The organism is Chryseobacterium sp. UF-81 (genome assembly GCF_058245105.1).
Genome location: NZ_JBSIBX010000002.1, coordinates 469535 through 482011, shown reverse-complemented (window position 1 = coordinate 482011; position 12477 = coordinate 469535). Strand labels below are relative to the sequence as shown.

The window sequence follows — 12477 nt, the reverse complement described above, 5'->3', positions numbered from 1 at the left end:
AAATGTTTTTTATGGATGATTAAGAAACTATAAAAAAACATTCCTAATAGAGTAAATTAAATTAGCATAAATATTCCAAGTAAATTATAGGATATACTTTAAAATTTTTGAAAGTATTCTAATACGACGAGTTTTGTCGCTACCTGTATCTACATTTGGTTCGTAATAAATTCAAATGATATGATACAAAGATTAGAGTATGTTCTGAGTAGAAACCTGGACAGTCCTTATGGAAAAAATAGTGTGTTTTTTGAAACATTTGTTGTTCCTCCTGAAGACTTCGGCAAAATTTCCGAAACCAAAGAAACAGAAGGTATAAAGTACACTTTTATATTATGCAAAAGTGGTGTTGAGGTGTTTGACAGGTATCAAAAAGATGAAGTAGATGACAAGGAATTTAAAGTATTCTATGAAGAAGACAACCCTAAAAAAAGCAATTTTTTTGGTACTGCCTGTCGGGTAAAAATGGGAAAAGATGCCAAAGACTTTTTTAACAGAATATACAGTATAGACCAGAATGTGAATTTTAGAGGATTGGTTTATGATTATACCGTGAATGGCTTCGACAATCTTGTAATGGTATTAGCAAAAGAGAAAAAGATAAATGAAACTCTTTTAAAAGGTGCAATCTATTTGGAAATTGCAGAACAAACCAAACTAAATGAAGTCTATAAAAAGGTATTCTCATTAAACAATCAGTTGGCAGACTGGATGAGAGGAGGTATAGAAACCATTGAGAAATGGAAGTTTACAGAGGAAAATTACGATTACATAAAATTTTATGTAAATCCGATGTACAGCACCTATCAAAATAAAATAGGAACAACTGGTTTCGCAAAAGAAGAAGTAAAATATAAGCCTATTATCCCTGTACCCATTGAAGCCAAAGAATACAAGACTATGCAAAATGCTTCTGAAATAGCAGCCGCAGGATTTGTCAAGTTTAAAGAATTTGCAAATTATTTTGAAGAGGTTTCTTTAGCAATAGTCACAACCGTAGTAAAAGCAACACCTACCATTACGGATGATATTTTCTTTGCTGTTGTTTTCTATTTAAAAAATTTCATTGAAGACAATATCCCCGAAAGTATTAAAAACGTCTATAACAAGCTCAAAACATTCTTTAAGGAAATATTGGAAGTTTTTTCGGGAATTGGTGCAATTATAGGAGAGAAAATCAATCAGGAGGTTGCTAAAGTCAATGCTTTTCTTTGTGGTTTGCTAAATGGTCTCATTTCTTTGGCACAAACTGTTATTATGCTATTAGCGATGATTACGGATAAAATTCCTTTCTTGGAAATGGAAAAAATGAGTCCTTTAGAATTAGCTAAGCATCAGGAAAAATTGGAGTTCATAGAAGATTTTGTAGATTTATTTTCTAAAAATTCTAAAGAATTTCTTGCAGGGATTAAAAGTCTGTTCAGTGAGGGGAAGATATGGAAAGAACTCTCAAAAGTAATTGACGGACTGAAAAAGAAATTTGCTTCGATAAAAGATTATAATGAGTATTTTTGGGCGTACTTCATTGGTGCTGTTGCATTTGAACTCATTTTAGATGCTATTATTGCTTACTTTACAGGGGGAAGCTCTTTAGTAGCCGGCCTTTCCGCTAAAATCAGCAGAATGGCTGCTAAAGCGGAACAGTTAGGTGCAAAGGGAATACAACTCACCAAAAATATAGGTAGGAAAATAGCTACTACTGCACAAGACCTTTACAAATGGTTGGAGAAAGAGTTTTTAGAAATGCTGGAAGCTATAAAAAGTGGTAAAATTGCGGAATGGATTAGAAAGAAAATTGATACTATATTTGGGGAGGGAAATAAGCCATTGGGAGAACTGTCAGGTTTAACTGATAATGAGTTGGACTGGATGGCAACCCGAAGGCTAGATGAGTTTGGAGGAAAAATATTGACAGCTAAACAAATCAGAAGACTAAGAGGACTTCTTAAAGAAAAGGGTATAACCCTTATAATGGAGGACGATATAAGAAGTATTAAAAAACTATTTACACCTGTAATGGGTTACAGCAATGTAGATGACTTGTTTTATTTTATGAGACAAAACGGAATTGCAGGAGGGTTTGATGCTGTCAATAGACAACTCGTACTTCCCAAAAATGCTTCGGAGTTAGTTGCTTTCCACGAAATGTCTCACGTAAAACATTTTGAGCAATTAGAGGATGTATATCACACTTTAAGTACATTGGAAAAGGAAACATACGTTTGGCAACAAACTTTAGCAAATAGACATAGGTGGGCAAAAGAAGAATTTGAGGAAGCACTAAGATATATTAATGATGTAAGAGAAAGATTTGGATTAGAAGCTATTAAAATTAAATAAAATGAAACATACAGAAAAACAAATATTAGAAAAGGCTATTAAAATTGTAAAAGATTTGGATGGAAGCCATAATGTAAGAAAAGTTAATCATGCTACGTTTGTAGAAAAGAAGAAACTTGCAAAAGGAATTGATAAAGATAAAGAACACCCTTGTTGGATAGTGTATATTGAGTCACTATTTGGTAATGAAGATCATTTAATTATTTCCGATGAAACAGCAGAACCACTATATTATCAAAATTTTAATTTAATTACTATGGAAATTATTAAAAATAATGACGGTATTTATCAATACAAAAAATAATATTTTCATGGTTATCGAAAAGCCAATTATCTGAAATTCAAAATAATGAAACAGACAGAAGATAAAATTAGAGAAAAGGCAATAAAAATTATAACTGACTTAACAGAAGGAACGTATGGTAAAGACAATATCATAAATACAATTTTCAAAAAGATGATGAATTATTAATTCCTAAAGGTAAAATTATAGACTCTTGGACGGTTTCGGTAAAATCCCTTTTTGATAATAGAGACTTTTTAATTCTTTCGGATGAAACAGGAGAACCAATATATTATCAAAACTTCAATTATACTACAACTGAAATTATTAAAAACGATAAAGGTACTTACCAATATAAGAAATAGTGTATTGAAATTTCATTACTCCACCTTATATTTTCTATTCAAAAGTAAAATTTAGACAATAAGAAAAAAACTAATTTGAAGTTACTGTACAAATACCGTACAAATCAAAAACCGCAACTATTGAAAATCAATTAGTTGCGGTTTGTTATTGTAGCGAAGACGGGAATTGAACCCGTGACCTCAGGGTTATGAATCCTGCGCTCTAACCAACTGAGCTACCTCGCCGTTTTGGTGGTGCAAATATAGAAAATATTTGTTTACCACCAAAATTATTTCAGCTTAAAATATTCCAAAACATTGCCCACGTGGTCTGGCTTATTGATTATCTTATTGTTAGCATCTAAAATAAAATAGGTGGGAGTTGCATGAACATTATAGGTATCTACATAACTGCTGTTCCAACCTCTTAATTCAGAATCATTGATCCAAGGAAATGCAGCAATCTTTTGAGTGTAAGAGTTTTTATCCGTATCTAAAGACAGCCCAATAATCTGTATGTTTTTAGCTTTTAAATCATTGTATTTGGCTAAAAGCTGAGGCAGCTCGCTTTCGCAGTGAGAACATGTAGATGACCAGAAAATGATTATTTTCTTATCAGCTTTCACATCATACAGTGATTTTGCAGATGTGTTGGCTGGGGACTGGAATTTAACATTGGGAAATGCTGCTCCCATCTCTACATTAGCATTAGATTTTAAAGTGGTTGCCAACCTGTCTGTGATCGTGCATTTAAGATTTTTTGCAAGCGTAAGATATTTGGTTTTGAGTTCTGTCATATCGTAGGCGTCAAAAATATCAATCAGCTCCGACAAAACGGTTTGCCCTCTTGGAGTTTCAACTTTTAAACGGTCTAAAAGAGTATCTACTGAGCCTGCAACATTCGTATTACCTCCGGAATTAAGATATGAAACCAAAACTGGTCTTAAAAGAGAAGAAGACTCAAGCATATCATTGGATTTATCCAGGAAGTTAACAATATCGTCCTGACTGACCTTTTTAGCAGGATCTGTTGAATTGGACAGAAATTTATTATAGTTGGTATTATAATAAGAAATAAATGGATGCTGAGCTGCATCAATACTGTTACTCGTTGCAGCAAGCCTTTCTATCTCACTTTTCAGCGCTTTTCCGAACTCAGTATTATCCTTATAATATTCTTTGATCTGTGCTAATGCCGGAAGAATAAGTTCTTTTTTCTGCGATCCTTCCTGCTGTTTGCTCATCAGATCATTAACTTCATCGAGATAAATAACATCCTTAAGCTTATTATTCTGCACATCCATTTTAATACTTACATTTTTGTTTTCCGAAACAAAACTTACCGCATTATTTGAAGCCGGAAAATACACCTTCATCATCCCCATATAATGGTTTGGATATTTAAAGGTCCATATATTATTCTTGTTCTGTTCTTTAGTAACGATTATATCTTTCGATCCGTTTAGTGTATATAGAATGGCATCCTGGTCTTTAAATTCTGCAGGAGCCTGAATAGTAACTGTAAACTGAGCCTGCAACGAAAATGCAGATAATACTGCAGATAGTATATAAATCTTTTTCATAAGGTAAAAATAAAAAAACTCTCCGACTAATCAGAGAGTTTAATGTTATTTTAATAAAATTTTAGGCTTTTTGGCTCTTCAATTTCTTTGTATAGTATATAATAAATGCAACTGCAACAATAGACAGTAGATAAACATACATGTCAATAGGTGAGGCTTGAGCACCAGTCCCATTTCCTCCGTTACCTCCACCTCCCGGAACAGGTGGTTGTGCAGTGACCAGTAGAACTGTGAAAAAGAAAAGAGCAAGTACTAGTTTACTAATAGTTTTCATAATATTTATTTTAAGATTTTAGTGTTAACAGTCTCTCCTTTATCAGAAACAATTTTTACAACATAAGAATTTTTAATTGCTCCATTAAGCTCAATTACGAAATCCGTAGATGTATTAACTGCTTTTTTAGAGATAACTAGTTTACCGCTCATATCATAAACTTCAATATCTGCTTTTTTCCAGTTTGGATCGAATCTAACAATGTAATTGGTAATTTCTGGATTGTATACCACCATTGTTCTTGAAGGTGTAGCAACCTTTTCTTTTGCAGCTAATACCACATTGCTTGGCTCACCATAATATAAATCATATTCAGTAACAGCATTAGGTGCTGTACCGTTCTGCGTTGCAGCTTGTAAAGTGCCGTTTGATGCTTTATAATAAAAGCCGATACCTGCAGATAGTAAGTGAGTTCCTGATGGAACTAACTCTCCATTTTCTCTTATTTCAAATTTATAAGACTTTACTTTATTAGTATCGTAATTTACCAGTTTAACATTTTTACCTTTAAAGTTACTTTCATTGGCTTCATTAATATATAACCAATATTGTCCTGAATAGTTATTATCATAACCACCAGTAAGAGCTTCTTCAAATGTACCGATTATGTTTCCTGAACTATTAGCAGCCTGAACAGTGGTTGCAATAGATGTCTGGTGTCCGGTTGTTGCTGTTGGAGAAACCACATAATATGTTCTCGCGATTTCTTTTCCTGTGGCATCTAAGCCAATTACTCCAAGTTGTTTTACCGTACCCCTGCTGTCTTTTGCACCATTTCTAGCTGCTGTTACACTGTAATCAGTAGCAGCTGCTCTTGCAGTTGAGTTAAAACGTCTTAATGTATTAAAATTTAAAGTTTGCGGAACATTAGTTCTCAACTTTAATTTGAACGTTTGCATCGGCTTGATCATAAGCCCAATATCCCCTACTGGCGTTCCATCTGGATTAAATGTTGTCACTAGTGCTCCCGTAGCATACGTAGATCCTGAGGATAACGTTTGTACAGTACCTGGTGAATATTCAATTCCCCAAATATTACCCACGCTATTCCCATCAGTAACACCTGCGTTCTCAACATAACCAATTTTAGTTAAATCTAAATTGGTAAGATACGGGTTCCCATACTGATAGAAATTCTTCCCATATGTTCCTAACCATGGACTTGCAGTAACCTCAAATGAATCCTGAAGATAGGTATTATATCTCTCATTTTGAGGATTAATAGCCGTTCCTCCAGTGCCGAAATTAACATTACCACCGTTTTGTAATGTCACAGAACCTACTGTAGTGTAAGGTCTACCATTAACTGTAAATACAGAACCTGTAGGAGTAGGAGCAATAGTTGCCATACTTGCCGGTGGGGTAGCTGTACTAAAGTCATTGTTCGTAACTTTTAACATATAGTATCCTGTACCATCACTTGTGAGAGATGATAAATTTGTAAAATGGTTAGATACTGCACCAGTATTATCCCATGTTAGAATTGGATTACTATATCTGCCGGTATTAAAGGTTTTGGCAAATTCAGTTGATAAAGTACTTAGGGTTTTTCCATAGAAAGGGAGAGCAATTTGTTGGAAATAATTGCCGTTACCATGCCTATCAGTTCTAAATTCTTTACTAACAACTCCGGTAATATTGGCTTGTGTTAAACCATCAACGTAAAGTTGTCCGTAAGTAGAAGTAGCATAGGAGCCCGGATTGTTCAGCCTTAAAACAATATTTCCACCGTCGGTTTTATCTGCACCGGCAGCATCAATTGTTTTAAAAGCATCTCCAGCTGCACCTACAACCATAACGTTTCCATGAACATCCAAAAGGCCATTTCCTTTTGTCTGTACACCTCCACCGCTGTAAACTAGGGTACCATCGCTTACATACATATTAGCATTAGTGTCAATATGACATAATATCTGCGCCTGAACAGAATAACTAATTGCTAAAAGACCTATAGCAAATAAACTTTTTCTCATTGTATAAATTATTTGTGTGTTAATACAATCTTCACCCGCAAAGGTAAGATTTTTTTTTAAAGAAAAAAAAAATATTTTATTTATTAACAAAAATATTATCTTCCGTTAATATAATTTCTTTCTCTTCACCTATTGAAAACATGTAGTCCTCCAGTACTTTTTCAGTTGTTCCTCTTAAGCCTCTGGCTCCCAATCCTTTTTCGATGGTCTCTTCTACAATCTTTTCAATAGCGCCATCAGTAAATACCAAATTCGTGCCATCCATTTTGAAGAGTTCTACAAATTGATTGATAATGGAGTTTTTAGGCTCTTTCATGATTCTTACCATGGTCTCTTTGGTGAGCTTATCAAGGTAAGTAATGATTGGAAATCTTCCTAAAAGTTCAGGAATTAAACCAAAAGAACGAAGATCGATTGCGTTAATATGGGTCAATATATATTCTTCTTCGTCAGTCTTATTAATTTTTTCTGAACTGAAGCCTATGGCCTGTTTATTCATTCTTCTTTCTATGATCTCTTTGATCCCGTCAAAAGCACCTCCTGCAATAAACAGAATGTTCTGAGTATTGACCTGGATATATTTCTGATCCGGATGTTTTCTTCCTCCCTGAGGCGGAACATTCACAATACTCCCTTCTAAAAGTTTCAGCAATCCCTGCTGTACACCTTCCCCGGAAACATCTCTTGTAATACTTGGATTGTCTGATTTTCTTGCAATTTTATCGATCTCATCAATAAATACAATTCCTCTTTCAGCCTTTTCCACATCATAGTCTGCCACCATGAGAAGTCTTGAAAGGATACTTTCCACATCTTCTCCCACATAGCCGGCTTCCGTAAGGATAGTAGCATCTACGATACAGAAAGGAACGTTCAGCTCTCTTGCAATGGTTTTTGCCAGGAGAGTTTTCCCTGTACCGGTTTCGCCTATCATAATGATATTTGATTTTTCCAGCTCTACTTCCCTGTTTTCGTCCTGAGCGTGAAGCAGTCTTTTATAATGGTTGTATACTGCAATCGAAAGTTGCTTTTTGGCCTGATCCTGCCCAATTACATATTGGTTAAGGAATTCCTTGATCACTTTCGGTTTCTTAAGTTCGTCTATATTTGCTGCAGGAGAAGATCCTGTTTTAGAAACGCTGTCTTTTACAATAACATGCGCCTGTTCGATGCAGTTCTCGCAGATAAAGCCACTTTGCCCGGAAATAAGCATCTGTACTTCATTTCTTTTTCTGCCGCAGAAAGAACATTGGTTTGAATTCATACTATATAATATATGTTAAAGAAAATCGTAAAAAATTTCTTTTTTACGATTTTACGATTTTATGCTTTAAGAATTAATAATTGAGTTTTGGATCTCTTTATATTCTTCGTCTGTTAATTTAAGTCTTTCATTTCTGAAGTTCATGTCTTCCATCTTGTTTAGAGGAATAAGATGGATGTGAGCATGTGGAACTTCAAGCCCTACTACAGCCACTCCTACTCTTACGCAGGGAACAGCATGTTTAATCTTTTTGGCGACCTGCTGTGCAAATCCCCAAAGGTTTTTATATTCTTCACTTTCCAGATCAAAGATCAGATCAACTTCTTTTTTAGGAATTACCAGGGTATGTCCTTTCACCAAAGGCATTGCATCAAGGATTGCTATAAAATGATCATCCTCAGCAATTTTGTATGAGGGAATTTCACCATTGATAATTTTTGTGAATATACTGCTCATTTTTTATAGAAGTTAAAGGTTAGAAATTAGAAGGTTGAGTCCGGAATATACTTACTTAGATTATAGTGTAATGTCTAATACTTCGAAAGACAGTTTATTTCCGTTTGGCAATGTAATATCTGCCGTTTCGCCTATTACTTTTCCAAGTAATCCCTTTGCGATCGGTGTATTCACAGAAATTCTTCCTGTTTTAAGGTCGCTTTCGTTATCTGGTACCAATGTAAACACCTGCTCCTGATTGGTTGCATTGTTTTTAAGTTTTACAGTGGTAAGGATTGAAACCTTTGAAGTATCTAATTGACTTTCGTCTATAATCTTGGAAGTTGCGATAGCGTCTTTCAGCTTGGAAATTCTCATTTCAAGCATCCCCTGAGCTTCTTTAGCAGCATCATATTCAGCATTTTCAGATAAATCTCCTTTATCTCTCGCTTCTGCAATTTGCTGGGTAATTTTTGGTCTTTCCACAGTTTCTAACTGTTCCAGCTCAGCTTTCATTTTGTCTTGTCCCACCTTTGTTACATAGCTTGCCATAATTTTCGAAATTTAGTTTTGGTATAAAAAAATAATCCGACATTTGCCGGACAATGTTTTACGTGTTATAATCGTTTAACTTTTACAAATATATAAAAATTTAAATTGAAATGAAAAAAACTTTTTCAATCCTATCTTTTTTAATACTACTGATTTTCAGTAATTTAACCATAAACTCTTGTGGAAGCAGAGAAGATACCGTGAGTTGTTTCCCGAACAATCCTGTAAACGTAACCTTAAACCTGAATCTACCCGCTTATAACAATCTCAACTATGATGGAGGCTGGATTTATGTAAACGAGCAGCAAGCCGGAACAAGAGGACTGATCGTGGTCCGGGTTGGAGATAATTTCAAAGCGTACGACAGGAATGCCCCCCATATTTGTCCTGATGTAAATACTACCCTTGAGGTAAAAGACAATATCAGCATTCTGTGCCCCAAAGACAATACCCGCTGGATTCTGAGAACCGGCCAGCCGGAATCAGGAGCCGCTACTTCACTGCCACCCAAAACATATCCTTACAACTATGATCCTTCTACCAAAAGTTTAAATATCTATTACTAAAAAATGAAAGTTGTTATACAAAGAGTTTCTGAAGCACATGTAAAAGTAGATGGAAAGGTTGTCGGGGAAATTGGAAAAGGATTGATGCTGCTCACCGGGATTGATGAAAATGATGAAAAAACAGATGCAGACTGGCTTGTCCAGAAGATCCTTAATCTAAGAATTTTCGGTGATGAGGATGACAAACTTAATCTTTCTGTGAGGGACACTTCGGGAGAGATCCTGTGCATCAGCCAGTTTACATTAATTGCAGATTATAAAAAAGGCAACCGCCCTTCTTTCATTAAAGCCGCAAAGCCGGATAAAGCCATTCCTCTTTTCGATTATTTCAAAGAGGAACTGGCCAGATCAGGTTTAAAAACGGAGAGCGGAATTTTCGGTGCAGATATGAAAGTTTCTCTGATTAATGACGGACCTGTAACAATTGTTATGGATTCGATTACTAAAGGTTGAAAAATAACAGAATATAATTAAAAAAATAAATATCAATTTAATTTCACAAAAAAGTGATTAATATTTCTCATTAAAATTATATATTTGGTTAACAACCATTTAAAATAATATTATGAGAACAAAAATTAGACTTTTCACATTCTTTATTTTTATTTTTTTCATTTCCTTCGGTCAGAAAAATGATAAGCTGAACCGTAACATTTATGTGTGTTTTTCAAAAGATATTCATTCTGAGAAAATAGCACTTGATAAAAATCCGGCATTAGCAGAATTTGTTAAAACAAATGAAATTTCATTCGTTAATGATCTTGGTTTTAGTGACGGGAAGCTTGAGGAAATGATCAAAAACAGCAGGGCAAACGGTAATTCGGGTGAGTCAGTCGAAAAACTGAAGCGTATTTTTAAGGTGAACCTGCCTTCACAAAGTGAAGAGGAAGCCGAACAGCTGGTCCGAACTCTTGAAAAATTTCCGGAGGTAGAATATGTTTCTGTAATGAGCAGCACTCCTATCGAGCCGCCATTCGTAAAAGCTTTCGTAACTACTCCGGATCTTGAAAGCCTTCAGACTTACCTCAACGACAACCCTGGGATCAATGCAAAATATGCCTGGTCCAGAGGAATTACAGGTCAGAATATCCGCATCCGTGATGTGGAATACGGATTTTATAAGACTCACGAGATGCTTGCTAATCAAAATTCAATTCAATTGGAGCCCGGATATTCGCCTAATTCGGGTTTATCAGGCAATAATTACCGGGATCACGGAACAGCTGTGGTCAGCATTTTAGGTTCTGTAAAAGATAATATCGGACTTTCCGGTGCAGCTTATGGTGCTTCTGAGATCAAAGGATATATGGAGTGGACGACTGTAGGCTACAACAGGGCTGCAGCAGTAAGCAGATCAATCAATGCATCACAGGCGGGTGATATTATTTTATATGAAATGCAGACAGGTGGAAAAGATGGTCAGTATTGTCCAGCTGAATATGACAGTGTGATCTGGGATTTAACCAAAGCAGCTACAGACTCGGGAATTATCATCATTGCAGCAGCAGGAAACGGGAATCAAAACCTGGATGATCCTTTTTATGCGGCTTATAATGCAAGAGGGAACAGCGGAGCGATTATTGTAGGAGCAGGTTCTCCAAATACTACCCATTCTAAGCTAAGTTTCAGCACATACGGAAACAGAGTGGATGTACAGGGCTGGGGAAGCAATGTTTTAGCAGCGGGATATGGCTCTTATCAAAAATATGACAACGATAACAACAGAACGTACAATTATTTTAGCGGAACAAGCTCTGCTACGCCTGTTGTGGCATCTGCGGCTACTTTAATTCAGTCTTATTATCGTCAGGCTACGGGGCAGTATTTAAGTCCGGCTGCTATGAAAAATCTTTTAATATCTACAGGAATTCCTCAGGGCGGTACTGTTGTTGGCCAGAAAATAGGACCTTTTCCTAATGTAAAGAATGCCATATTGCAACTGGAAAGCAATTTATTCCTTACTACAAATAAGAGAGAAATCCCGCTTCCTTTGGAAATAAAAATCTATCCTAATCCTGCTACCAACTATGTTGCTGTTCATGGCAATGAAGGTCAAAAGCTGGATTTTGAGATTATCAATATGTATGGACAAACCGTTGTAAAAGGATCTGTGTCATCTGATGAAAAGATCGATACTTCTCATTTGCCAGCGGGTCAGTATATCATAAATATCACTGAAGGACCCAAAAAAGTGGTTGAAAGATTTACTAAATTATAATACATTTAATGCATAAATTAAAAAAGCAATGAAGCGGCCTACTTTTAGGCCGCTTCATTATTTGATATAGAATTGCATAAATTATTGCGCAGGAACACTATTGAAATTAAGTGCTATTTTAAGCGTCATATCCGAACTTGTCTGGTTTTTCAGCTCATAAACTGTTCTTACCGTAAGGCCGGTACTTTTTACCACCTCATCCAGGTATCCTGTATCATTAAGATCCAGATTTAAGCTGGAAGAATCCGTTGTTATATTGGAACGTGATGCTACAAGCTTTTCGCCTGTTCCGTTGGAAGAAACATATACTTTCACGGATTTAAGTGCACTCAGGTTTCCACCTGAAGGAGAAGCTACAGAGATTTTGGCATCGGAGATTCTTACATCTTTGATCTTTGCATTATTATTTCCTCCAAACCATGTCTGTACATTGGTGGCCGTAGCCGTAGATGAAACTTCTTTATCAGCAGGCACTCCTGTAGAAACCAAAACATTGGCTGTATAAGGGAATGTATTCTGAACCAGTGACTGTACAGTTCCACAGCTTATTACTACTGCTGAAACTGCTGCTGTCATTAAAAATATATTTTTCATAATTTTAAACTTTAGTATTGATATTTGAGTTTGCAGAAATTATACCAAAAT

The 12477-nt window shown here is 35.5% G+C and carries 13 protein-coding genes and 1 tRNA gene; 6 read left to right on the top strand and 8 right to left on the bottom strand.

Annotation, left to right across the window (positions count from 1 at the left end):
* Positions 1-180 precede the first annotated feature (180 nt).
* Genes AC4IFE_RS05285 through AC4IFE_RS05275 form a run of 3 tightly spaced genes read left to right on the top strand, consistent with a single transcriptional unit; the run spans position 181 to position 2812 of the window.
* Positions 181-2340 (top strand): zincin-like metallopeptidase toxin domain-containing protein, encoded by a 2160-nt coding sequence (locus AC4IFE_RS05285; RefSeq protein WP_490755397.1) that lies wholly within the window; start codon positions 181-183, stop codon positions 2338-2340.
* A 1-nt stretch (position 2341) separates the two neighbouring features.
* On the top strand, positions 2342-2644 hold the full coding sequence (locus AC4IFE_RS05280; protein WP_490755396.1) for a hypothetical protein: 303 nt from the start codon (positions 2342-2344) through the stop codon (positions 2642-2644).
* Between the two features lie 45 nt (positions 2645-2689).
* Complete coding sequence (locus tag AC4IFE_RS05275; RefSeq protein ID WP_490755394.1) at positions 2690-2812, top strand: hypothetical protein; 123 nt, start codon at positions 2690-2692, stop codon at positions 2810-2812.
* Between the two features lie 327 nt (positions 2813-3139).
* Here AC4IFE_RS05275 and AC4IFE_RS05270 read toward each other — a convergent pair.
* From AC4IFE_RS05270 to greA, 7 genes are all read right to left on the bottom strand, one after another.
* Positions 3140-3213, bottom strand: a tRNA-Met gene (locus AC4IFE_RS05270).
* A 44-nt stretch (positions 3214-3257) separates the two neighbouring features.
* Entirely contained in the window at positions 3258-4550 is a 1293-nt protein-coding gene (locus tag AC4IFE_RS05265; protein ID WP_490755392.1) for a peroxiredoxin family protein, read from the bottom strand.
* 61 nt (positions 4551-4611) lie between these two features.
* Positions 4612-4824, bottom strand: a complete 213-nt coding sequence (locus AC4IFE_RS05260; RefSeq protein ID WP_490755390.1) for a signal peptidase — start codon at positions 4822-4824, stop codon at positions 4612-4614.
* Between the two features lie 5 nt (positions 4825-4829).
* Positions 4830-6797 carry a T9SS type A sorting domain-containing protein gene (locus AC4IFE_RS05255; RefSeq protein WP_490755388.1) on the bottom strand — a complete coding sequence of 656 codons (1968 nt, stop codon included), beginning with the start codon at positions 6795-6797 and terminating at the stop codon, positions 4830-4832.
* A gap of 76 nt (positions 6798-6873) precedes the next feature.
* On the bottom strand, positions 6874-8061 hold the full coding sequence (gene clpX / locus AC4IFE_RS05250) for an ATP-dependent Clp protease ATP-binding subunit ClpX (protein WP_490755386.1): 1188 nt from the start codon (positions 8059-8061) through the stop codon (positions 6874-6876).
* A 66-nt stretch (positions 8062-8127) separates the two neighbouring features.
* Positions 8128-8517, bottom strand: coding sequence for an HIT family protein (locus tag AC4IFE_RS05245; RefSeq protein ID WP_490755384.1), 390 nt, complete (start codon positions 8515-8517; stop codon positions 8128-8130).
* A gap of 60 nt (positions 8518-8577) precedes the next feature.
* A complete protein-coding gene (greA, locus tag AC4IFE_RS05240) occupies positions 8578-9048 on the bottom strand; it encodes a transcription elongation factor GreA (protein WP_490755382.1) in 471 nt (156 codons plus the stop codon).
* Positions 9049-9158: 110 nt separating this feature from the next.
* On the opposite strand from greA, the gene AC4IFE_RS05235 reads away from it, so the two are divergent.
* The 3 genes from AC4IFE_RS05235 to AC4IFE_RS05225 all read left to right on the top strand — a co-directional run bounded on the left by AC4IFE_RS05235 (position 9159) and on the right by AC4IFE_RS05225 (position 11832).
* A complete protein-coding gene (locus tag AC4IFE_RS05235; RefSeq protein ID WP_490755380.1) occupies positions 9159-9614 on the top strand; it encodes a Rieske (2Fe-2S) protein in 456 nt (151 codons plus the stop codon).
* 3 nt (positions 9615-9617) lie between these two features.
* Entirely contained in the window at positions 9618-10067 is a 450-nt protein-coding gene (gene dtd / locus AC4IFE_RS05230) for a D-aminoacyl-tRNA deacylase (protein ID WP_490755379.1), read from the top strand.
* Between the two features lie 112 nt (positions 10068-10179).
* A complete protein-coding gene (locus AC4IFE_RS05225; RefSeq protein WP_490755377.1) occupies positions 10180-11832 on the top strand; it encodes a S8 family peptidase in 1653 nt (550 codons plus the stop codon).
* A gap of 81 nt (positions 11833-11913) precedes the next feature.
* Here the strand turns inward: AC4IFE_RS05225 and AC4IFE_RS05220 are convergent, their stop codons facing one another.
* A complete protein-coding gene (locus AC4IFE_RS05220; protein ID WP_490755376.1) occupies positions 11914-12426 on the bottom strand; it encodes a hypothetical protein in 513 nt (170 codons plus the stop codon).
* Positions 12427-12477 lie beyond the last annotated feature (51 nt).

Coding starts and splice junctions, on each gene's coding strand:
- AC4IFE_RS05280 (WP_490755396.1), top strand. CDS start 2,342: ATGAAACATACAGAAAAACAAATATTAGAAAAGGCTATTAAAATTGTA.
- greA (WP_490755382.1), bottom strand. CDS start 9,048: ATGGCAAGCTATGTAACAAAGGTGGGACAAGACAAAATGAAAGCTGAG.
- AC4IFE_RS05255 (WP_490755388.1), bottom strand. CDS start 6,797: ATGAGAAAAAGTTTATTTGCTATAGGTCTTTTAGCAATTAGTTATTCT.
- AC4IFE_RS05285 (WP_490755397.1), top strand. CDS start 181: ATGATACAAAGATTAGAGTATGTTCTGAGTAGAAACCTGGACAGTCCT.
- AC4IFE_RS05245 (WP_490755384.1), bottom strand. CDS start 8,517: ATGAGCAGTATATTCACAAAAATTATCAATGGTGAAATTCCCTCATAC.
- AC4IFE_RS05260 (WP_490755390.1), bottom strand. CDS start 4,824: ATGAAAACTATTAGTAAACTAGTACTTGCTCTTTTCTTTTTCACAGTT.
- clpX (WP_490755386.1), bottom strand. CDS start 8,061: ATGAATTCAAACCAATGTTCTTTCTGCGGCAGAAAAAGAAATGAAGTA.
- AC4IFE_RS05225 (WP_490755377.1), top strand. CDS start 10,180: ATGAGAACAAAAATTAGACTTTTCACATTCTTTATTTTTATTTTTTTC.
- AC4IFE_RS05265 (WP_490755392.1), bottom strand. CDS start 4,550: ATGAAAAAGATTTATATACTATCTGCAGTATTATCTGCATTTTCGTTG.
- dtd (WP_490755379.1), top strand. CDS start 9,618: ATGAAAGTTGTTATACAAAGAGTTTCTGAAGCACATGTAAAAGTAGAT.
- AC4IFE_RS05220 (WP_490755376.1), bottom strand. CDS start 12,426: ATGAAAAATATATTTTTAATGACAGCAGCAGTTTCAGCAGTAGTAATA.
- AC4IFE_RS05275 (WP_490755394.1), top strand. CDS start 2,690: ATGAAACAGACAGAAGATAAAATTAGAGAAAAGGCAATAAAAATTATA.
- AC4IFE_RS05235 (WP_490755380.1), top strand. CDS start 9,159: ATGAAAAAAACTTTTTCAATCCTATCTTTTTTAATACTACTGATTTTC.